Origin of the sequence: Stackebrandtia albiflava, from assembly GCF_007994225.1 — a bacterium.
GTDB classification, from domain to species: domain Bacteria; phylum Actinomycetota; class Actinomycetes; order Mycobacteriales; family Micromonosporaceae; genus Stackebrandtia; species Stackebrandtia albiflava.
Genome location: NZ_VLLL01000007.1, coordinates 70,194 through 91,896, shown reverse-complemented (window position 1 = coordinate 91,896; position 21,703 = coordinate 70,194). Strand labels below are relative to the sequence as shown.

Below are 21,703 nucleotides of genomic sequence, written 5' to 3'. Positions count from 1 at the left end.
ATGCTACTGGTCGAGGACGTCGCCAAACGGTTCAAGTCCGGTGGAGGCGCGGTGGACGCGGTCGACGGCGTGAGCTTCGAGATCGCCACCGGCACGTTCGCCGCCATCGTGGGACGCAGCGGCAGCGGAAAGAGCACGCTGCTGGGTCTGTTGGGGGCCTTGGACTCCCCGAGCGCCGGGAAGATCACGATGGACGACGTGGACGTCACCGCGCTGTCGCCGCGCGGGCAGGTCGCCTACCGGCGCGACCGGATCGGATTCGTGTTCCAGCAGTACCACCTGATCCCCGACCTCACGGCGGTGCAGAACGTGATGCTGCCGATGGAGTTCGCCGGGCGGCGCACGGCGGAACGGCGCGCCCGCGCCGTGGAACTGCTCGACCGGGTCGGATTGACCGGTGGCAAGCAGACCCGGCTGCCCGGCAGGCTCTCCGGAGGCGAACAGCAGCGGGTCTCCGTCGCAAGGGCGTTGGCGAACCGGCCGTCGCTCATCCTGGCCGACGAACCGACCGGCAACCTGGACAGCCGCAACGGCAAACGGATCATCACCCTGTTGCGGGAGTTCGCCGGCGGCGGCACCACGGTCGTCGTCGTGACCCACGACCGGGGGCTGGCCTCCCGCGCGGACCTGACGCTGGCGATGAACGACGGCAGGATCGTCCACCGCAAGAGCAAGACCTGACCCCGCCGGATCCGTCGTGCCCCACCGCCGGCGCACGACGGATCCGGGTCAGGACAACGCCACCTGCACCAACTGCGGCGACTCGCCCCGGTGGGTCAGCAGCGCCCGCCCGACCGGGAGCCGTTGCGAGGCCACACCGTTCGACAACCGTCCCTCCATACGGTCACCCGAGAACAGCAGCCCCGGCGGGGACTGCTCCCCGATGGCCTGGAGGACCTTCTCGTAGACCGCCCGGGAGGCGCCGCCGGTGCGGCGCGCCACGATCATGTGGAAACCGAGGTCGCGGCCCTGCGGGATGAACTCCGCCAACGGCAGCAGCGGATTCCCGTTGCCGGAGGCGACGAGGTCGTAGTCGTCGACGACGACGAACACCTCCAGGCCCTTCCACCAGGAACGGCGACGCAGCTGTTCCGGTGTGACGTCGGGGCCGGGCAGTCGCTCCCGCAGGCCGTTGGCGATCTCGGCGGCGTTCTGCGCGGCGTGCGGGGCGGAGGTGCAGTACGACAGCAGGTACTTCTGCGGCACCTCCTCCAGGTGGGCGCGCCGGTAGTCGACGAGCACGATCCCGACCTCGTTGGCGGGACGCCGGGTGATCTGCCGCAGGATCGTGCGGATCGCCGTCGACTTCCCGGTCTGCGGGTCGCCGTAGATCATCAGGTGCGGTTCGGTGTCCAAAGTGGCGCACACCGGGCCGAGGTCGCGTTCCGACACACCCAGCACCGGCCGCATCGCGTGGACGTCGGCGCGGGGACCCTCCACCCAGTCCGACTGCAGGTCCGCCAGGGTGATCAGCGTCGGCAGGGTCTTCACCTTCGGGACCGGCGCGACCGGCCACCGCCGTGCCGCCGTCTCGGCGATCTCGTCACCGGCGTGGTTGAGGTCGTCGACCCGTGTCCCGCCGTCGATGCGGGGCAGCGCGACCTGCCCGAACCGTTCGTCCGCGCACAGCACCCGCCCCGGCACGTCCTTGGGCAGGTTCTCCGCGAGCCGGCGACCGATCACCGAGTCGAACGCGTCGGTGAGCCGCAACTCGATGTGCCCGCCGAACGCCGCCGACAACCGGGTACGGACCTGCTGCTGGTTCACGGCGGTCAGGACCACGTGTACGCCCAGCGCCGGGCCGCGCCCGGTGATGTCGCGCAACTGCTCGTCCAGTTCCAGGTCGTTCTCGCGCAACGCCGCCCAGCCGTCGATGAGCAGCACCACGTCACCCGCGACGTCGGACGGGATCACACCCTCGGCGCGGGCGGCCCGCAACCGGGCCGCCGAGTCGAGGCCGTGCCGCTGCATCAGGCCCTCCCGGAGGTCGAGCTGCCGCCTGACGTCGGCCAGCACCCGGCGCACCAGTTCCGGATCCGACCGGTTGGCGACGGCCGCCACGTGCGGCAGGTTCGCCAACCCGGCGAGCGACCCACCGCCGTAGTCGATGAGGTAGCAGGACACCTGCCCCGGCGAGTACCGCAGCGCCAGACTCGACACCAGGGTCCGAAGCAGCGTGGACTTCCCCGAACCCGGGCCGCCGTAGACGAGCAGGTTCGCCTGCGACCCGGTCATGTCCCAGTGCATCGCCTCCTGCGACTGGGCGCGCGGATCGTCGCTCAACCCCAGCACCGCCGACACCCGCGCCGGGTCGCCGGCGGCCTCGGTGCCGCCGGGAACCGCGTCCAGCGGGAGCGCGTTCGGCAACGGCGGCAACCACACCGGCCGCACCGGCGGTGGGTCCGCGGCCGCGATCCGGTCGACCAGGACCTGCAGGACGGTCCGCGCCGAGGTCGCCTCGGCGGAGTCGGCGCCGGTGTCGTCACCCAGGCGCAGCAACGCGGACACGTCCGAAGCATCGAACGGCGGTGGCGGCCACTCCATGACGGGCAGGCCGTCGTGGCCACCGGTCGCCGGGGGCACGTACGGGTCGGAGACCATCGCGGCCTTGAACCGGGTGAACACCGAGGTGTCGACCTTGAGGTAACCCGAACCCGGTTCCGGTGGCAGCCGGTACGCGTCCGGAACGCCGATCGCCTCCCGGGATTCGGCCTCCGAGAAGGTGCGCAGCCCGATCCGGTACGACAGGTGCGACTCCAGTCCCCGGATGTGGCCCGCCTCCAGGCGTTGCGTGGCCAGCAGCAGGTGCACCCCGATGGAGCGGCCGATCCGGCCCACCGCAAGGAACAGTTCGGAGAAGTCGGGTTTCGCGGTGAGCAGTTCGGAGAACTCGTCGATGACGACCAACAGGTGCGGCAGCGCCGCCAGGTCGGGCCGTTGTGCCCGCAACCGCTGGTAGGCGTGCACGTTGGGCAGGTTCCCGACGTCCTTCAGCAGTTGTTGGCGCCGGACCATCTCACCGAACAACGCCTCCCGGAACCGGTCCACGAGGGCCAGGTCGTCGGCGAGGTTGGTGATGGAACCGGCGTTGTGCGGCAACCGGTCGCAGTCGGCGAAGGTGGCGCCGCCCTTGAAGTCCACGGTGAGCAGCGCCAGTTCCTCCGGTGAGTGCCGGGTCGCCAGGGCCGCCACGAGGGTCCGAAGCGTCTCCGACTTGCCGGAACCGGTCGCGCCGATGATGAGGCCGTGCGGCCCCATGCCGCCCAGAGCCGACTCCTTCAGGTCCAGCTCCACGGGTTCCCCGTCGGCCGACACCGCGAACGGGACGCGCAGCCGCTCGGTGTCCCGTCGGCTCCACGCCGCCCACGGGTCGAACGCCGCGGGATCCTGCACCCCGAGGACGTCTCCGAGGCCGTGGACCGCGTGCAGTGCCTCACCGGAGTCGGACTCGGCCAGCCGGTAGGGGGACAGCGCCCGGGCGATCCCGGCGGCCTCGGCGATCCCGAGACCGTCCGCGACACCGGTGACCTCCCCGGAGTCGGTCCCGGCGGCGACGACCCGCCGTGGCCGGGACAGCGTCACCGCGCCGTCGGACGCGATCGTCAACCGGACGTCGACGTCCTCGGGTTCGGCCTCCGCACGATCCACCAGGGAGACGATGTGGATGCCGAGTTCGGCGGGCGGTATCGCCCCGTCGGCGAATCCCGGCAGCGACACCTGGTGCTCACCGTCGATGACCACGACCAGGTGGCGGGTCCCGGGACCGGGCGGCCCGCCGCGGCGCCGGCGCCAGTCCGACTGCCGCCCGGCGATGTCGGTCGCCAGCCGCGCGGTCAACATGTCGGTGTTGTCGCAGACGAGACTGTCGGGCAGTCCCGAGTGCGACTGCTGGTCGCCGAGGGTGTGAGGCAGGAACGACGCCCACCGCCAGTGCGCGGCCGCGCGGGGATCGCGCACGATCGCCACGGCGGCGTCGTCAGGGCTGACGAGCGTGACGAGCTGGGCCAGCATGCCGCGCACCAGATGACGTCCGTCCTCGAAGTCACCGACCACCGACACCCGGTCGCAACCGGCCAGCGGGACCGTCAACGGTTGACCGCCCAGCCTCACGTAACGCCGCACCAGCTCCTCCGCCCCGGAGTGACACACCGGGTCGTAACCGGTCAGCGGGTTGTTCTCGTCGAGTTTCAGCGTGAGGGTGCGCGACAACGGCAACCGGGCCAGGCCGACCCGCAGGTCGAGCAGGTCGCGGTCACCGGAACGGCGTTCCCACCGGCGGTCGTCGCCGCCGGCGATCGCCGCCAGCAACGGGGTGTGCGGGTGCCGGGCGGCGGCGGCGTCCTGCTGCGCCCTGACGGCGTCCCGGATCAGCGACCGCATGTCGTCGAGGTAGTCGAGGTAGCGTTCCCGCTGGTCGCGGAGTTTACGGCGTGGACCGAGCCGCATCGAGACGAACATGATGCCGCCCAACGCGACCGCGCCCACCAGCATGAACAGGCCGACCATCGCGAACAGTGGACGGTCTATGTTGCTCAACGCCATGATCAGGCCGGAGGTGCCGGCCATCATCGGCATGGCGATCATGGTCATGCCCATGGCGGGGTTCGCCGGTTCCGGTTGGACCGGAGGTGGTGCGAGCGTGATCGGCTCTTCGGAAACCGGTGAGGCGGCGGGCTTCGCCGGTCGCCGGATCAGCGTCGTGGACACGCCAGCTCCCGTCTCGGAGGGGTCGGTCTCGGCCGTGGGGACGTTTGACTGCGGCCGAGCAGTTCGCGTAGGTTACCTTCGTTGTGGTCGCGGCGCCAACCTCCCGCGCATTCATGCTTCGCGATCGCAATCATAGACACCCTTCGAGGTCTTCTGGAGTCAGCGTGCCCGGCCAGTACAGCAGTGTCACCGTCGTCGGTCCGGAGAGCACGAGGGACATGGCGTTGCCCTCGGGCGTGCCGGTGGCGGAACTGTTGCCACCGTTGCTGAACCGGGGCCTCGCGGGCCGCGACGGGCACGCCGCGAGCTGGGAACTCACCACGGTGGACGGCACCCGGCTCCACCCGGCGCGCAGCCTCGCCGACGCGGCGGTACGGGACGGCGACGTCCTTCACCTCCACGACGCCACCGACGCGGTACTGCCCGCCGCCGTGGAGGACGTGCGCGACAGCGTCGAGGATCACGTCGAGTCCGCCGGACACCGGTGGCGGGCCGGAACCGGCAGGCTCTACGCCACCATCGTCGCGGCCGTCGCGGTGGTGGCCGCCGCGTTCGTACCCGGAGCGGATCTCGCCGTGCTGTTGACCGGGGGACTGGTCTGCCTCTCGGCGACGGTGGTGAGCTGGTGGTCGGCGGACCAGGCGCCGCTGTTGTCCCGGCTGAGCCTGGCCGCCGGAGCGTTGTGGGCGTGGCGAATCACCCACCTGGCCTCCGAGTCGATCGCCCCCGACGGACTCGTGGGTGAACTGCTGCGCCACACCTACGGCGCCTGGGCGGCGGTGGCGCTCATGCTCGTGTCGCTGGTCGGTACGCCGCTGGCACTGCCGTTCACGGTCGGCCTGGCGGTGGTCGCCTCGATCGCCACACCCGTCGTCATCGCTATGCAGTTCGGCGCGCCGTTGACGGCGACGGTCGGCATCGCCCTGGTCCTGACGGTGTTCGCGATCGGACTGCTGCCGCGCGCCGCCATGGGACTCAGTGGACTGTTCGGTGTGGACCGCGATATTCAGGCCGGTGAGGAGGTGCGAGAGCCGCGCCTGGCGGCGATCCTGGCCCGGCTGGACGCCGTGTTGACCGGCGCGATCCTGGCGATCGCGACGGTGGCGACGACCGCCGTCCTGGTCCTGGTGTCCCGTGGGGAACTGTGGCCCGGACTGTTGGCGCTCGGCGCGGGACTGGCGCTGCTGTCGCGGTCCCGGGTGTTCGACCAGACCCGCCACGTCGCACCGTTCCGGGTGGCGGGCACGCTGTCCCTGGCGATCTGCGCGGCGGGGTGGCTGCTGGCCGGTTCGGTGCTGCTGCCGTGGGCGCCCGCGGTCGCGGTGCTGGCGGCCCTCGTATACGTGGGCCTGGCGTCGGTGCCGCGTTCCACAGTGGCCAATGCGTCGGCCGCCCGCATAATCCGGGTCGTGGAGATCCTGTTGGTGGCCGGGATGATCGCGATCTGCGGCCAGATCACCGGCCTGTACGCGGCGGTGGGCTGGTGAGGAACCCGCCGACGGTGGGCGGGCCGGGTCGGGCCGGGCGGCGCGGGATGGAACCGGCCGGCCTTCGCACGGTGTGAGACGGGGCCATCGGCGTGCGCGCGACCGCCTGTGGACGGCGGGAACTCCACCGGTGGATACGACAAGGCCACGACGACCACACGGGACGACGTGGACGCACCACATCCACCCCCCACCCCGACCGGGGGCAGACCACCCCGGCACCCGAAGTATCCAGAATCGGGCGAAACGGTGTCAACGGGATATTCAGCCCGGCTTCAGGAATGCGCGGCGGGTGAACGATCACGGCCGGATGCCGGCCGGTGCCGGGGGCGCATGGCCCGGGCGGAGCGGGGGACGGCGGGCGACCCGGCCCGGGACGCGCGGGCGTGGTGTCACCCGCCGGATCCGCCCGGTTCGGGCGCGACTCCGGCGCGTCGTCAGCGTTCGACGGGGATCTCGACGTTCTCCCAGTAGCGTTCGAAGTGGTTGTGGACGATGATGTCCACCACCGGGTAGTCCACCATGTCGCCGTTCTCGTCCTCCACCTCGACGGTGGCGTCGGCCAACGCCGGGTTGGCTTCGATCAACGCGTCCCGATAGGCGTCGATGTGTTCGCCGCCTGCGCCTTCCCGCATCTCGTCGTAGTCGTCGTTGTACCGTTCGGCGTTCTCCTCCACCCGGGCGTTGAACTCCTCCGGCGACATCTCCCACGTCCCGGCGAGCGCGTCGATTCCCCAGCCGATCGGGACGCCGGCCGCCGCGCCGGCGGCCAGCGACAGACCCCCGGTGGCGAAGCCGCCTGCCAACGACAGACCCGCCTTGGCGCCGAAGATCCACTTGCTGCGCAGTTCCGCCTCGTCCTTGACGTCGCCGTGCAGGGATTCGTACATGCCGCTGTGCAACGCGCCCGCTATCAGGCCGTGGACCTCGGAGATCTCGCCGGCGCCGGACTGGAACGCCTCCGGCGGCAGTTCCGCGATCTGGCTGAGCACCAGTGCCTGGCTGCCGCCCCAGACCGTGCCGGCGGCCTCGACGTCGCCGCCGATGAGGTTGAACCAGTTCTCCAGCTTCGAGTCCGACACGTCCAACGCACGGTCGCCGTGCGGTTCGGGCATCCACTCGTAGATCTCGTCGGAGAACAGCCGGTGGATGTCCTCCATGTAGTGCACGGAGGCGTTCGCGAAGTTGTCCATCACGACGAACGCACGTTCATCGTTGTCGAAGCGTTCGGGGTGTTCGGCGACGTATTCGATGGCGCGTTCCATGATGGTGATCATGTCCTCGGTGTGGCGCGGCCGGTCGCCGTCGACAGCGGTGCCGGCGGGAAGCCCGGTGACGGCGGCCTCGAAGGCGTCGCCGACCAGGTCCATGTCGACGTGATGCGACGCCTGGCCCCCGATCAGGTGAGTCAGGTTGTCGTCGATCGCGTCGTCGTCGAACGCGTGACCGTACACCTGGTACTCGTACTCGCCGACCAGTTCCTCGTACCGGCCGTTCTCGGAGAAGAAGATGGTCGCCGACTCGGGGTTGTTGTTCATCGCGGTGAGGCCGGCGTTGAGCGGGCTGCCGTTGAGCCGCCCGGTCGGATCGAACCGGTTGGCATCGGCCCCCGACATGCCGAACATGCTCGGGTTCATGAACGCGCCGCGTTCGTCGAGGCGCATCATGTGCTCGGTCACGGGCACCAGCAGCTCGGGTGCGAACGGCCGGTCGGTCTGCAGCAACAGGGGAGCCAGTGCGTAGTACCCGAGGCCGTAGTTGCCCTCTCCGCTACTACCCACGATCTGAAGGTCCTGGCCACCCGCGTTCATGAGTTCCTGGATCCACTCAGAACCCACCGACGGGCCGCCGTTGTCCGGGTCGGTGGCGGTGGCGAGGGCGACACCCAGGTTCGCCTGGATCTCCGCCGTCAGGTCCGAGCCGAAACCTCCGGCGCCGATGCGTCCCGCCGTCTCCAGGAGTCCCTGGGCGCCGAGGTTGTCCATGAGGCGGTAGCTGAAGTCGGCGTACTCACCGAAGGCACCGAGGATCCGGTTGGCGGCGCGCAGGTCGGCCTCGTCGAGTTCGCCGTCCGCCCCGCCGTTCAGGTGGTACTCCGCCTTGTCGGCGTACTCGCGTTGCAGGACGGCCGGTGGTGTGCCCGCGGCGTCGCCCCAGAGGTTGTTCCCCATGAACCAGGGCATCATGCCCTCGTCGATGAGCCGTTGTATCGACTCGGCCGTCGGGCCGCTGTCGAGGTCGGCCTTGCGGTCGTCTGCTGCGGTCTCGAAGTCGGACTTCGCGGCCTTGGCCTCGGCGTTCAGTTCCGCCAGCAGGGCGGCCCTCCCGGCGTCGAAGTCGGCGTCGAACCCCTCGGCCTCGGTGTCGTGGCCGGCGCCGAAGTTGCGGACGGCACCCTCGTGCCACCGTTCCTTCAGGGCGTCGATCTTGCCCTCGTATTCGAGGATGTCGGCGGCGAAGTCGGCGGCGACGGCGGCACCGTAGATGGCGGCCTGCATCGCGGAGGTCCAGGCCGCCTCGTTCTCGGTGGCGACCCCCCGGATCGGTTCGGCGATCATCTCGGAGAACTCCATCGCCCCGGAACCGATGGCGGTGGTGACCGTGACGCCGTGCCCGGTGATCCGGCCGGCGATGCCGATCAGTTGGGCCGCGTGGTCCGCGAGGACGCCCGGATCCGTCTCGGGTTCGTAGGGGGAGAACGTTGCCATCGAAGGGTCCTTCCGGATCTGGCCGGCTCAGTTGATGTTTATGTAGGGGGAGAAGCCGGTGCCGTCGGCGGGCGGCGCGCCTCCGTCCGCAGTGGACCCGTCCGAGTACGGGACGTACGCGTATCCGCCGTCGCGCCACGGTCCCGGGCCGCGTGACGCGCCCTCGTACGTGATGGCCATGTCGTGGTCGGTGTTGGCGCCGTCGAAGGCGCTGGCGCGCAGGTTCCCCCCGGCGCTCGTGCCGTGGGCCTCGACTTCGGCCAGTGCGCCGCGGTGTTCGGAGAGGTAGGACTCGAAGCCGGATCCGACGACCGACTCCACTTCGCCCTTGCACGCGGCGGCGGCGTCCTCCAGTGACGTGGCGAAGTCGGTTTCGAGTCGCTGGAACACCACCGACGCGTCGATCGTGTTGTCCCCGGCGGTGGCTGCGGCGTCACCGTTAACACCGACGACCATGGTTGCCTCCTGTCTCCGTCACCACGACGTCCGCCCGTTCTCGGTGCCTTTGCGGGCATGAACCCCGCGTCCGATGTGCGCGGCCTCTGAGTCGTCACGGTTTGACACCTGTCTCTTCGGGTGAGTACAGTACCCTTTGCATCTGCAATCTTCAAGCCCCGCGGATCGACTACACAATGGAGGAGGCGCAGTGAGCGAGCAGGCGTTCAAACTCACCACCGGGGACGCCATGGGGTTGGCCGGTCAGCAGGCCGGAGACTCCGCCCAGGACATGCACACCCGGCTCAGCCAGTTGATCGCGGACATGGAGGAGGACCACCGGGCGGTGTCCGGGAACACCCTTCCCGCCTTCCGCGACGCCCGCAACGACCTCACCGAGGCGTTCAACGGCCTGATGCGATGGTGTTCCCAGAACGGCGTGGACCTGTCCGAGGGCCAACAGGACGCCGTCACCACCGACGACGAGGGCCAGGCCACCTTCGCCGCCGCCCGCACCGGCCTCACAATCAATCACGTCTGACCCGACAAGGAGACCACCGTGAGCATCGGATACGAACTCGGCGGCGACTCCGGACTGCTCAGCGCGCTCGCCGACACCCAGATCGGCCACCGCGGGCAGTTCGAGGCCATCCTCAACGACGTCAAGTCCCAGACCGCGGCCGTCCTCGGCAACTGGGAGGGCGCCGGCTGGGACGAGAAGGACGCCGACGGCAAGAACTTCGACGACCACTACCAGCAGGCGCAGGAGGCGTTCCAGCGGCTCATCAACGCCACCGACGAGAACGCCTCGTCCATCGCCGCGCTCGCCGGCCGGATGATCTCCAGGTTCTCGTGACCGACCCGGCCGCCGGGGAGACCGCGGCACCGGCCGGCCCCGGCGACCGGGACCCGGTGCCCACTCCCATGCGTCGCACCGCCGACACCGAACGGCACATCCTCCAGGCCGCGGCGCTGCGGCGACGGCAACTGAGGTCCGCCCTGCTGTACGGCGCGTCGCGCAGTTGGCGGCAACGCCTGTCGCTGTGGCCCGCCGCCCTCATCGGACTCGTGGTGGTCGCCCTCATCGTCGCCGCGATCGCCGTCACCAGCGCGTTCCAGCAGGAACAGGAACGCAAGGAGCGGGAGGAGCGGGAACGCGAGATGCAACAATCGAGCCTGTTCGATCCCGGCGCCCCGAGCCCCCTGCCGTAGGAGAGCCCATGTCCGGACAGTGGCGACACGACGGTCCGTCCACACCCGACCGTATCCGGGCGGGCGCGGGCGCCACGCTGAACACCGCCCGCAGCCCGCGCGCCGCACTCGTCGCGGTGGCGGCGGTGGCCGTGGTCCTGGTCGCCGCGCTGATCTGGGCGACCGTCTCGTTCGGCGGCGACGGCGGCGCGACCGTCGCCGACCCCGCGCGGTCCCCCTCCGCCTCACCGAGCCCCGAACCGCAGACCTCCCCGACCACTCCGGCGGCGCCGGAAGGCCCGGTCCCGGACGGGGATTACCAGATACGACCGGACGGCGGCGACACCTGCCTCGTACTGTCCGAACACCCCGACGGCCTTCCCGACCGCTTCGTCGTCGCCGGCGGCACCTGCGACGACACGCGAAGCCATCTGGCGCTCACCGCCGTGGACGCCCAGACCGTGCGGCTCGCCTTCCTCGACCCGGGCTTCACCGAGTTCTGCCTCCAACCGGACGGCCCCGGCCTCGCCGACGACACCGCGAAACCCGAGGACCTGTACTACTTCGCGCCCTACTCCTGCGACGCCGGGCAGCGGCTCCAGGAGTTCACCCTGGTCGCCGACGGCGACCTGTTCCGGATCCAGACCGCCGCCGGACAGTGCCTGACGGTCTTCACCGAATGGAGCCTGCCCGCCGGCGACGGTGTCGGCACCGCCCCCTGCGACCCGGCCGAGGGCCGGACGTTCGCGTTCACCTCCCTGTGAACCCACCCCTGGAGTCCGCATGACCGCACGCTGGCGCGAGGACGGCCCCTCCACCCCCGACCGGATCAAGACCGGCGCCGGAGCCACCCTCGCCACCGCCCGCGGTGCCCGTGCCGCCGTGGTCGCGGTGGGAGCCGTCGCGGTCGTGCTGGTCGCCGCGCTGATCTGGGTCACCCTGTCCGCCGGCGGCGGTGACGAGGCCGCGCCCGCCGGGAAACCGGCGACCGCCTCCGAGACGCCCGTGGACGACGGCCCGGTTGCGGACGGCGAGTACCGGATCTCGATCGGCGGCCCGGGAAGCTGTCTGGGCCTGTCACCACACGGTGGTGATGTCGACCGGATCGTGTTGGCCGCCATGGAATGCGAAGGCGACGGCACACGGTTCACGGTCGACGGGACGGCCCCGGACACCGTCCGCATCGGATTCCTTGACCCCGATTTCGCCGACGACTACTGTCTTCAGGCTGACGGCCCCGAACTCGACGACGAGGCCGCCGAGGAGGACGACGTCTACTACTTCGCGCCCTACGCATGTGACGCTGAGGAACCGATGCAGGAGTTCACACTGTCGCCGTCGGACGACGGGACCCTCCGGCTGCGCACCGCGGCCGGGCAGTGCCTGGCGGTGTTCGAGGACCACGAGTTCGCGGAGGGTCGTGTCGTGGCGACCGCGCCCTGCTCGGAGCCGGACCACCAACAGCTTCAGTTCCACCCGTCGTGACGCCCGGCCGGTGACGGCGACGGACCGGTGTGAGGCCGGCCGCCGCCTCCCGGGGTGTGCCGTCCGGGTGGAACGCCCCTTGAGGACGGCAGGAATGCGAGACCAGCGACCGATCGACCCGTTCGCGCCGCACGACGGGTCCGACGACACCCAGGAGCACCCGATCGTGCCGGTGGCGCCGCGTTCACCGGCCCCCGAACGGATCCGCGGCTTCTGGGATCCCCCTTCGACGACCGTTCCCGACCCGTCGCCGCCGGAGGAGCCGACGGCCGAGCCGACACCGCCGCCGGAACCGGTCTTCACCACGACCCCGCCGGGGCCCGTCGAGGACGACCCCGACCACACCCGTGAACTGCCGATCGTCACCGCGACACCGCCGAAGCCCTCCCGGCCGCGCCCGCGCTGGCTGATTCCGGCGGCACTGGTGCTGCTCGTCGCGGCCGTCACCGGGGGACTGGTCGGCCTGTCGGCGATGGGAACGCCCGCCCCGGCGGCCGAACCGGGTCCGGTCGCGACCGAGACCCCGGACTCCTCACCGGCGTCGGGGAAACCGGTGCCCGCCGGCTCGACCGCGGAACCGACGCCGCCGGAGGGTGAGGACACCCCGTCCTCGTCCGCCCCGGAGTCGGAGGTGCCCGAGGACGACGCCGGGGAACCGGACGACTCCGCGCCGGAATCGGTGACCGTGCCGAGCCACCCCACCCTGTTCGGGGCGTGGTGGGCGGGCGACGGCAGATACGCGGCGAAGTGGGAGACGCCCGCCGACGACGGCGGCGCGGACATCCTCGGCTACCTGGTCACCGACTGCTCCGGCAACCACCTCGCGGGTGTGGACTCGTACACCTTCGACGTGGAGGTGTACCGCGACTCGCTCGACTGCATGAGCGTGCAGGCGTTCAACGTCGCGGGACTCGGCCAGACCGCCGTCTTCTGGATCCAGCGCTGACCGTTCACCCTCAGTGGACTCACGCGGAGGCCCGCTGTCGGGTACGGTTTCCGGCATGGCGCCGACACCCACCCTGATCCTGCTGTGCGGGCTGCCCGGTACGGGCAAGACCACGGTGGCCGAACGGCTGGTCGCGCGGCTGCGTGTCCCATACCTGCGTATGGACACCGTCGAGCAGGCGATCAGGGATTCGGGTGAGTTGGCGGGTGAACTCCACGCGGTGGGCTACCTGACGTGTCACCGGATCGCCGACGACCAGTTGCGCGCCGGGCTGAGTGTGCTGGTGGAGTGTGTCAACCCCCTGCCGGAGACCCGTGACGCCTGGCGACGGGTCGCCTCGGCGGCGGGCGCGGACATCCGCGAGGTGGAGCTCGTCTGCTCCGACGGCGACGTACACCGTCGCCGGATCGAACAACGGGAGACCGACGTCCCGGGACTGGTCAAACCCGACTGGGGTGCGGTGCGGGCCCGCCGGTACGAGCCGTGGGACCGGCCACCGCTGACCGTCGACACCGCCCACGTCACGCCCGAGGAGGCCGCCGCCACGATAGCCGCCGCCCTCGGCTGACGTCCGCCGTCGACGAGGCCTCCCCTACGGGCGTTTCGATCCGACCGGCGCGGGTAGTGCGACCGGGTAGCCGCGGCGCCGTGGCCGTCTCGGGCGGCGGTGGACGAGGGGAGGTCGGATGTCCGGCGCGTTCCGGCACGGCTCCGGTGGCCGGTCGCCGGGTCGTTCCACGGCGGCCTGCGCCTTGATCGGTGTGGCGATCATGGCCGCCGTCGACGAGATCGTCTTCCACCAGATCCTCGCGTGGCACCACTTCTACGACCGCGCCACGCCCGCGATCGGGCTGCTCTCCGACGGCCTGCTCCACACCGCCGAACTCCTGGGCATGGTGGCGGGGTTCGCGTGGTTCGCCGACCTGCGCCGCCGCCACGCCCTGTCGGTGCCGCACGCGTGGTCCGGCCTGTTCCTCGGACTCGGCGGCTTCCAACTGTTCGACGGCGTCGTCGACCACAAACTGCTGCGGCTGCACCAGATCCGTTACGGTGTGGACTTGTTGCCGTATGACCTCGCGTGGAACGGCGCGGCGGTGATCCTGTTGGTCGTCGGGCTGGTCTTGGTCGTCCGCGCGGAGAAGAACCGCCGTGCAGGCGGGGACGGACGTCGATGACCTGGTCCGCGCACCATCCCCATCCCGGCCACGGTACGCCGTTCCCCGTCGTGGAGGCGGGTGTGGCCGTGTTCGCGGTGACGGCGGTGATCCTCTATCTCGTCGCTGCGGCCCGGTTGCGGCGGCGCGGTGACGCCTGGAACCACGCCCGCGACGTGGCGTTCACGGCCGGTGGTGTGCTGCTCGCCGTCTCGGTGTGGACAACGCCACCGGGTGGCCCGTTCACCGTCCACATGGTCCGTCACCTGGCCGTGGCGATGGTGGCCCCGGTGCTCCTCGTCCTGGCACGACCCGTCACGCTGACGTTGCGGTCGCTGCCGCCGGGGAGGCATCGTCGTGCGCTGCTGCGGACCACGCGCTCCCGGCCCGCTTCCTGGCTGCTGTTTCCGCCTGTGGCGGCACTGTGGAACCTCGGTGGCCTGTGGCTGCTGTACCGCACACCGCTGGCCGCCGCGACCGGGCAGGACTCACCGTGGCACGGCGCGGTGATGCTCCACCTGCTCGCGGCGGGACTGTTGTTCGGTTTCGCCGTGTGCCAGGTGGACCCGACTCGTCACCGTCACGGTCTCCTTCTGCGAGGCGGAACACTGTTCGTCGCCGGAGCCGCACACGCGATCCTCGCCAAGTCCCTGTACGCCACACCGCCGCCCGGAACGTCCTTCGACCCGGTGGACCTCCACACGGGAGCGCAGTGGATGTACTACGGCGGTGACGTGGTCGAAGTGGCCATTGCGGTCGTCCTGGCCGCGCAGTGGTACACGGCCAGGGAGCGGGACCGGGCCCGAAGGCTGCGCCGCGACGCGGTGGTTCGCGGCACGGTCACGGGCGACTGAGGCCCGATGCCAGGGGGAGAGGCCGTCGTAGGCTCATCGGATGGAACCGTGGACCGCGGACGGTGAGCCGGTGACGGCGGAGGACGTCGGGGCACTGTTGCGTGGCCGGATGGCGCGGGGACGGTACGAGACCCGGCTCACCCACCCCGACGGCCGCTCACTGACGTACGTCACCAACGGCGAACGGGCGATGGTCATGCTGCTGCGCGGACCGGGCGATGCGGGTGGGCACGCGACCTCACCCGGTGCGGTCGGTCACGGCGACGGCTTCCGGCTGGAGAACGGCCAGGACGACGAGTACCCGGACGCCGACACCGTGCCGTTGCCGGAGGCGTTCCGGATCGTCGCGCACCTCCTCGCCACCGCTGCACCACCCGCCGACGCGGCATGGCGGGACGACCGCTGACCGGCCGCGGCGCGGTCAGTCAGGTCGCCCGGCGGTGATCAGCCCCGACTCGTACGCGAACACCACCGCCTGCGCCCGGTCCCGCAACCCCAGTTTCGCGAAGATCCGGTTGATGTGGGTCTTCACCGTCTGCTCCGACACGAACAACGCGCCCGCTATCTCCTTATTGGACATACCGCGCGCCACCAGCCGCAGCACGTCCAGTTCCCGTTCGGTCAACTCCGCCAACCGGGCCGACCGCACCGGCGCCGCCGGACGACTCCTGGCGAACTCCGCTATCAACCGCCGCGTCACCGAGGGCGCCAGCAACGCCTCCCCCTCCGCGACGACCCGGACCGCCGCGATCAGGTCCTCCGGTGGTGCGTCCTTCAACAGGAAACCGCTGGCGCCGTAGCGCAATGCCTCGTATATGTAGTCGTCGATGTCGAAGGTGGTGAGCATGATGACGCTGGGCCGGAACCCCGACTCCTCCGACAGCAGGCGCTTCGCGGCGGCCAGACCGTCCATCTCGGGCATCCGGACGTCCATGAGCACGATGTCGGGACGCAGCCGCGCGACCCGGTCGACGGCCTGAACGCCGTCTGCGGCGTCCCCGACCACCTCGATGTCCGGTTGGGACGCCAACAACGCCGCGAAACCGGCGCGCACCATCGCCTGGTCGTCCGCGATCAGTACCCGGATCATCGATCCTCCTCGTCGTCGCCCAGCGGCAGCACCGCGTGGACCCGGAAACCACCGTCGTCGGTCGCGACGGTGGAGAGTTCGCCCGACAGCAGTGTCACCCGTTCCCGCATCCCCGCCAGTCCCAGGCCCGCCCCCTCCGGTACCGCGCGCACCCCCTCCGGGGGTACCGAGTTCACCACGGTGATCTCCACGGCCGCCGCCGTCACGGCCACCCGCACCGCCACCGCCGCGCCCGGTGCGTGCCGGACCACGTTGCTCAACGCCTCCTGCACGATCCGGTACCCGGTCAACGCCACCGCCTCCGGCAACCCCGACACGTCGTCGGTCCGCAGATCGACGGGCGTACCGGAACGCCGGACCGACTCGACCAGTTCGGCGAGCCTCTCCATGCCGGGCAACGGCTCCCGTTCGGCGGCGTCGTCCTCGTTGCGCAGCACCGTCAACAGGCGGCGCAGTTCCGCCAACGACTGCCGGGCCTGCGCACCGATCGAGTGGAACTCGGCCCGGACGTCCTCGGGCAGGTCCGGGAGCCGGTACGGGGCGGTGGCGGCCTGCACCGTGATGACCGACATGTGGTGCGCGACCACGTCGTGCAGCTCCCTGGCGATCCGGGTGCGTTCCTCCAGCAGCCGCCGCCGGGTCCGTTCCTCGGCGGTGAGCCTGGCCTCCTCCTCCACCCGGCGCCGGGCACGACGGGACGCCCGCACCATGACCCCGATCAGCAGGGCGGCCAGGCTCAACAGCGACGCCAACAGCAGGTTCTGCTGCGCGAGGACACCGGGCATCTCCTGGCTGATGCCGTAGAAGACGAGCAGGTTCACCACCCACGTCGTCAACGCCCACAGTGTCCGGGCGTCCCTGGCCACCGCGAACTGCACCACCAGCAGCGCGAACAGGCCGCCCGGCGTCAACGGCCACGGGTCGCCGGTCTGCTGCACGGCCGCGACCGCCGCCCACGCCGCCGACGCCAGCCACATCAGCCAGGCCGCCAACGGATGGAACCGGGCCGCCAGCACCGAGATCCCGGTCAGCAACGCGATGAGCAGCGAGATACCCGGGACGCCGTAGTTGGTGCGCAGGATCTGGTTCTGCACGGCGAACAGCAGCACCGCGAACGGCACCGAGCCCGGCCCCACCAGCGCCAGGACGGTCGTGAACCGGAAACGCCAACGGCCGTCGAAGGGGGGACCGGTGTCGATCAGCAGGCTGACGACCCGGCGCACCGGATTGTCCGTAGGAGGGGTGCGGGTCACCAGGACACGATAGGCGGGTACCGGCCGCCGCGGCGTCGATCCACGGGTGGGTACCGGCGGTGTCGCGTAGTACCGGGGGTGGAGGCGCAGAACCCCGCTGCGGTGTGACGGCCCGGCCGTGGATCGTCCATAGGTTCGCCGCCATGGACGAGAACATGGCACGCATGGGCGGGACGGCCACCCGGATCGCGGCGGCCGTCGCTTTGGCGGGTTTCGCGTTCCTGCACGTGGCGGCCGCCGACCGGGTGGACCCGTTGCGGCAGCCGGTCTCCAGTTACGCGCTGGGCTCCCCGGGGGACGCCGTGTTCGCGGCGAGCGCGTTCGCGGTGGCCGCCGCGTGCGGGTTGACGGCGTTGGCGTTCCTCGGCCGGTCGAGGCCGGCGGTGTGGGGACTGTCCGGGGCGGCGGTGATGTACGTGCTGGTGGTGGTGTTCCCCACCGACGCCGGTGTCGCGGTCTCGACGTTCGCCGGGCAGGTGCACCGGTACGCGGCCGGCGCGGCGTTCGTGGGCGTGACCGGGGTGGCGGTGTGGCTGGCGGTCACGTGCCGCGGCGGCCGGCACGGTGTCGTGCTGCGCTGGCTGGCGATCGTGTCGGTGGTGACGTTGCTGATCACCACCGTGAACACCTTCCTGCCGTGGCTGGCCGACGGCGGGAGCTGGCGCGGTCTGCCGCAACGGGCACTGCTGTTCGTCCACATCGGATTCCTGTGGGTGATGGGGGCGCGTGACCGGCGGACGGAGTCCCCGGCGGTCGTCCCCGCCCCCGAACGAGAGGTGGTGGCGGGGTGAACACTCCGACGATGCGTGACACCGGACTGCTCGACCGGTTGTGCGACTGGTACGACCGGTTCGGGCACGACCTGGCGGCGGAGGTCGCGCGGGGCGGCCCGCCCGGGCCGGGTTACGAACTCGGCTACCTGCGGATCCGGGCGGCCGAGTCGGGGCGGGTCGGCTACCTCGGCCCGTTGCGGCACCCGGCGGCGCACTGGACACGGCGTGCCCTCACCGACGCGGGGCTTCCCGCCGTGACCGGAACCGGCGGGGTGGACCATCTCGTCGTGGTCGGGGCGCGCCGGTGGTGGCGACTCGACCCGGCGACCGTACTGCCGGCCGGGACACCGGTCACCGTGCACTCCCCGGAGGGGACCTGGTGGCGACGCGGGACGCCGTCACCGAGCGTGCTGGACTCGGCCACCGGGTACCCGCCGTTGGCGGCGCGCCGGGCCGCCCTGGGCCTGCCACCGGCCGGACCCGGCCCGGTGGCGGTGAGGTTCCACGTGCGGCGTCGGACGCCTCCGATCTCGTGACGGCACCGCAGGACGAATCCGCCGAACGACTCGGCCCACACCTCGGGCGGCACGCCGCCGAGATGGTCGTGACGCAGGACCGTCACCTCGCCGTCTCCGGTGACCGGTCTAGGCCGAACTCCCAGTACTCCTCGTCGCCGGGTCGGTGGAACGGCAGCCGACCCGGCGCGCCGCGCCGATCCGGTGCCGGTACCGCAGGTCGGTGTCCAGGTGTCGGCGTAGTTCTCCGGAGCCAGGGTGCCGCACCGAGGCGCCTCGCCGAGCTCGGCCTGCTCCCCGCGCCGGGGCTCACCGGGACGGGAGCGTGCCCTCCGGGACCCGGAGGAACGGCTCGGTCAGGTGCGGGGTCGCCAACTCGCCGTGGCGTTCCGCCGCCTCGTGCAGTAGGGCGACACGGCTCCGCCTCGCCAGTTCGGGGTCGCTCTCGTGGCTGTACGCGACGTCCGGGTACAGCAGTTGGATCGGGTGTACCAACAGGTCGCCGGTGATCGTCACCAGGTCGGTGCCGTCGTCGACGAGGACGCTCTGATGGCCGGGTGTGTGGCCGGGGGTCGCCACCGCGCGCAGTTCCGGGGACAACCGTTCGTCGCCGTCGACGACACGCAGCCGGCCGGCCTCCTGCAGCGGCGCGATCAACGTGTGCCGCAGGTGCGGGTTCAACTCCCGCACCGCCGCCAACTCCGCCGCCTGCAACAGGTACTCCGCGTTCGGGAAGAACGGCAGCAGCCTGTCGTCCCGGCGCGTCACCGACCATCCGATGTGGTCGGTGTGCAGGTGGGTCATCACCACCCGGGTGACGTCGTCCGGTGAGATGCCGACCTCCGCCAGCTCCTCCGGCAGCCGCCCCGGAACCGGTGCCCAGGACGCGGCGGGCGAGTCGGCGGGGCCGACCCCGGTGTCGATCATCGTGACGCCACCGGCGGTGCGCACCGCGAAGCACCGGAACTGCAGCCACCACCTCCCCTCGGTGGTGACCGCGCCGGGATCGAACCGGTCGGCGGCGCGCCACTGCTCGGGGGTCGCGGCGGGGAAGGCGTCGTGGCGGTGGGTGAAGAAGCCGCCTTCGGCGTCGGTGAGGGCGAAGATCTCGGTGTTGCCGATCCGGCGGGAGACTGCCATCCCGCCATCCTGCCCGAACCGGTCCACGCCGGGCCGCCCGTCCCGGTCGCCCGGCCGGGGCCGGACGGCGGTCGCGGGGTGTGGTGACCGACTCAGTGACGGGACGGTGAGGCCCGCGGGGCACTCCAGTACGCTTGTACTGTTAGCGCTTCAGGCCGTCGACCTGACCTGCGCCGCGCCAGTGAAACCGAAGCAAGGAGAATCCAGGCATGGCCAAAATCAAGGTAGAGAACCCCGTCGTCGAACTCGACGGCGACGAAATGACCCGGATCATCTGGCAGCAGATCAAGGACACCCTGATCCTGCCGTACCTGGACGTCGACCTGAAGTACTACGACCTGTCGATCGAGCACCGCGACGCCACCGACGACCAGGTCACCGTGGACTCGGCCAACGCCATCAAGGAGCACTCCGTCGGCGTCAAGTGCGCCACCATCACCCCCGACGAGGCGCGGGTCGAGGAGTTCGGGCTGAAGAAGATGTGGCGGTCGCCCAACGGCACCATCCGCAACATCCTCGGCGGCGTGATCTTCCGCGAGCCCATCATCATGAGCAACGTCCCCCGGTTGGTGCCCGGCTGGACCAAGCCCATCATCGTCGGCCGTCACGCCTTCGGCGACCAGTACCGCGCCACCGACATCAAGATCCCCGGTGAAGGCACCCTGACCATGACCTTCACCCCCAAGGACGGCGGCGAGCCCATGGAGATGGAGGTCTACGACTTCCCCGGCTCCGGTGTCGCCCTGTCCATGTACAACCTCGACGCGTCGATCCGCGACTTCGCGCGCGCCTCGTTCCGTTACGGCCTCGCCCGGGACTTCCCGGTGTACATGTCGACCAAGAACACCATCCTCAAGGCGTACGACGGCCGGTTCAAGGACATCTTCCAGGAGATCTTCGACACCGAGTTCAAGGCCGAGTTCGACGCCCGGGGCCTCACCTACGAGCACCGCCTGATCGACGACATGGTCGCGGCCGCGCTGAAGTGGGAGGGCGGCTACGTCTGGGCCTGCAAGAACTACGACGGCGACGTCCAGTCCGACATCGTCGCGCAGGGCTTCGGCTCGCTGGGCCTGATGACCTCGGTCCTGATGACCCCCGACGGCAAGACCGTCGAGGCCGAGGCCGCGCACGGCACCGTCACCCGTCACTACCGCGCCTACCAGCGCGGCGAGAAGACCTCGACCAACCCCATCGCGTCGATCTTCGCGTGGACCCGGGGCCTGGCGCACCGCGGCAAGCTCGACGGCACCCCCGCCGTCACCGAGTTCGCCGACACCCTGGAGAAGGTCTGCATCGACACCGTCGAGGGCGGCCAGATGACCAAGGACCTCGCACTCCTGGTCGGTGGCGACACCCCGTGGCTCACCACCGACGAGTTCATGTCCGCCATCGCCGACAACCTGTCGCGCAAGCTGGCCGCCTGACCGGAACGCCGATGCGACTCGCACGGGACGATCGCAGATGCGAGAAACATCCGATTTGCCCGTAACTGAGTGGTCGTTCGGTGCGTTGGGCATGGTGACGGGTGAGCGCACGCGCGCGACCTGACTGGTGAGAGCCTGCCGTCCCTTCCCAGTTGAGGCCCCGAGACGTATGTCTCGGGGCCTCCGCTATGCGTGGGGGCGCTGTGACGGAGACCGACCGACGGTGCCGCCGATACTCCGGTGTGGAGGCGCATCGACATGCCTAAAACCGTGCGGGATGTCCGGATCGCGGCGCCCACAACGATCTTCCACCACACCGGAACCCGGCCGATTGCGGCAAAGCCGGAACCCGAACCGGTTCTCGTCGGTACCGTGGGAGTCACCGGTGGGCTGTGGCCGCTGACACCGAACCGGCGCAGCGGCGGACCGAGGGGGACCGGAACGAGCCAGCCCGAGCCGACCCGCATCCCGGCGTGACCGGAGACGCCGAGGACGACGTGACCGCCGAACCATCACCGCTCCCACCCACACCGTGACC

At 70.8% G+C, this 21,703-nt stretch carries 21 protein-coding genes; 15 read left to right on the top strand and 6 right to left on the bottom strand.

Annotated elements, in window-relative coordinates:
- Positions 1–681 carry an ABC transporter ATP-binding protein gene (locus LX16_RS19315; RefSeq protein WP_147141096.1) on the top strand — a complete coding sequence of 227 codons (681 nt, stop codon included), beginning with the start codon at positions 1–3 and terminating at the stop codon, positions 679–681.
- Between the two features lie 48 nt (positions 682–729).
- On the opposite strand, the gene eccCa is transcribed toward LX16_RS19315, so the two are convergent.
- The gene (gene eccCa / locus LX16_RS19310; protein WP_211354627.1) at positions 730–4,707 is read right to left on the bottom strand and encodes a type VII secretion protein EccCa; all 3,978 of its coding nucleotides are present in this window, start codon (positions 4,705–4,707) and stop codon (positions 730–732) included.
- Between the two features lie 164 nt (positions 4,708–4,871).
- Between eccCa and LX16_RS19305 the strand changes: the two genes are divergently transcribed.
- The gene (locus LX16_RS19305) at positions 4,872–6,194 is read left to right on the top strand and encodes an EsaB/YukD family protein (protein ID WP_158645659.1); all 1,323 of its coding nucleotides are present in this window, start codon (positions 4,872–4,874) and stop codon (positions 6,192–6,194) included.
- A 437-nt stretch (positions 6,195–6,631) separates the two neighbouring features.
- Here LX16_RS19305 and LX16_RS19300 read toward each other — a convergent pair whose 3' ends face one another.
- Complete coding sequence (locus tag LX16_RS19300; RefSeq protein WP_147141091.1) at positions 6,632–8,902, bottom strand: hypothetical protein; 2,271 nt, start codon at positions 8,900–8,902, stop codon at positions 6,632–6,634.
- 27 nt (positions 8,903–8,929) lie between these two features.
- Positions 8,930–9,358 (bottom strand): hypothetical protein, encoded by a 429-nt coding sequence (locus tag LX16_RS19295; RefSeq protein WP_147141089.1) that lies wholly within the window; start codon positions 9,356–9,358, stop codon positions 8,930–8,932.
- Between the two features lie 190 nt (positions 9,359–9,548).
- Between LX16_RS19295 and LX16_RS19290 the strand changes: the two genes are divergently transcribed.
- The 10 genes from LX16_RS19290 to LX16_RS19245 all read left to right on the top strand — a co-directional run bounded on the left by LX16_RS19290 (position 9,549) and on the right by LX16_RS19245 (position 15,373).
- Positions 9,549–9,878 (top strand): hypothetical protein, encoded by a 330-nt coding sequence (locus LX16_RS19290; RefSeq protein WP_147141087.1) that lies wholly within the window; start codon positions 9,549–9,551, stop codon positions 9,876–9,878.
- A gap of 18 nt (positions 9,879–9,896) precedes the next feature.
- On the top strand, positions 9,897–10,193 hold the full coding sequence (locus tag LX16_RS19285; RefSeq protein ID WP_147141085.1) for a WXG100 family type VII secretion target: 297 nt from the start codon (positions 9,897–9,899) through the stop codon (positions 10,191–10,193).
- Positions 10,190–10,549 carry a hypothetical protein gene (locus LX16_RS19280; RefSeq protein ID WP_147141083.1) on the top strand — a complete coding sequence of 120 codons (360 nt, stop codon included), beginning with the start codon at positions 10,190–10,192 and terminating at the stop codon, positions 10,547–10,549. The genes LX16_RS19285 and LX16_RS19280 overlap by 4 nt, the downstream gene beginning before the upstream one ends.
- 8 nt (positions 10,550–10,557) lie before the next feature.
- The gene (locus tag LX16_RS19275) at positions 10,558–11,292 is read left to right on the top strand and encodes a hypothetical protein (RefSeq protein WP_147141081.1); all 735 of its coding nucleotides are present in this window, start codon (positions 10,558–10,560) and stop codon (positions 11,290–11,292) included.
- Positions 11,293–11,311: 19 nt separating this feature from the next.
- Positions 11,312–12,013, top strand: coding sequence for an RICIN domain-containing protein (locus LX16_RS19270; RefSeq protein ID WP_147141079.1), 702 nt, complete (start codon positions 11,312–11,314; stop codon positions 12,011–12,013).
- A gap of 94 nt (positions 12,014–12,107) precedes the next feature.
- A complete protein-coding gene (locus LX16_RS19265; RefSeq protein ID WP_147141076.1) occupies positions 12,108–12,959 on the top strand; it encodes a hypothetical protein in 852 nt (283 codons plus the stop codon).
- A 55-nt stretch (positions 12,960–13,014) separates the two neighbouring features.
- Positions 13,015–13,527, top strand: coding sequence for a P-loop nucleotide/nucleoside kinase family protein (locus tag LX16_RS19260; protein WP_147141074.1), 513 nt, complete (start codon positions 13,015–13,017; stop codon positions 13,525–13,527).
- A 118-nt stretch (positions 13,528–13,645) separates the two neighbouring features.
- Positions 13,646–14,134, top strand: a complete 489-nt coding sequence (locus tag LX16_RS19255) for a DUF2243 domain-containing protein (protein ID WP_147141072.1) — start codon at positions 13,646–13,648, stop codon at positions 14,132–14,134.
- A complete protein-coding gene (locus LX16_RS19250) occupies positions 14,131–14,967 on the top strand; it encodes a cytochrome c oxidase assembly protein (protein WP_147141070.1) in 837 nt (278 codons plus the stop codon). The genes LX16_RS19255 and LX16_RS19250 overlap by 4 nt, the downstream gene beginning before the upstream one ends.
- A gap of 40 nt (positions 14,968–15,007) precedes the next feature.
- On the top strand, positions 15,008–15,373 hold the full coding sequence (locus LX16_RS19245) for a hypothetical protein (RefSeq protein WP_147141068.1): 366 nt from the start codon (positions 15,008–15,010) through the stop codon (positions 15,371–15,373).
- 15 nt (positions 15,374–15,388) lie between these two features.
- Here the strand turns inward: LX16_RS19245 and LX16_RS19240 are convergent, their stop codons facing one another.
- On the bottom strand, positions 15,389–16,057 hold the full coding sequence (locus LX16_RS19240) for a response regulator (protein WP_147141066.1): 669 nt from the start codon (positions 16,055–16,057) through the stop codon (positions 15,389–15,391).
- Positions 16,054–17,310 (bottom strand): sensor histidine kinase, encoded by a 1,257-nt coding sequence (locus LX16_RS28010; protein ID WP_147141064.1) that lies wholly within the window; start codon positions 17,308–17,310, stop codon positions 16,054–16,056. Before LX16_RS28010 ends, LX16_RS19240 begins: the two co-directional genes overlap by 4 nt.
- A gap of 143 nt (positions 17,311–17,453) precedes the next feature.
- On the opposite strand from LX16_RS28010, the gene LX16_RS19230 reads away from it, so the two are divergent.
- Both LX16_RS19230 and LX16_RS19225 read left to right on the top strand, forming a co-directional pair.
- On the top strand, positions 17,454–18,101 hold the full coding sequence (locus LX16_RS19230) for a DUF998 domain-containing protein (RefSeq protein WP_147141062.1): 648 nt from the start codon (positions 17,454–17,456) through the stop codon (positions 18,099–18,101).
- 11 nt (positions 18,102–18,112) lie between these two features.
- Positions 18,113–18,619, top strand: coding sequence for a hypothetical protein (locus tag LX16_RS19225; RefSeq protein ID WP_147141059.1), 507 nt, complete (start codon positions 18,113–18,115; stop codon positions 18,617–18,619).
- 288 nt (positions 18,620–18,907) lie between these two features.
- Here LX16_RS19225 and LX16_RS19220 read toward each other — a convergent pair whose 3' ends face one another.
- A complete protein-coding gene (locus LX16_RS19220; protein WP_147141057.1) occupies positions 18,908–19,738 on the bottom strand; it encodes an MBL fold metallo-hydrolase in 831 nt (276 codons plus the stop codon).
- 209 nt (positions 19,739–19,947) lie between these two features.
- On the opposite strand from LX16_RS19220, the gene LX16_RS19215 reads away from it, so the two are divergent.
- Positions 19,948–21,165, top strand: a complete 1,218-nt coding sequence (locus tag LX16_RS19215; protein WP_147141055.1) for an NADP-dependent isocitrate dehydrogenase — start codon at positions 19,948–19,950, stop codon at positions 21,163–21,165.
- Positions 21,166–21,703 lie beyond the last annotated feature (538 nt).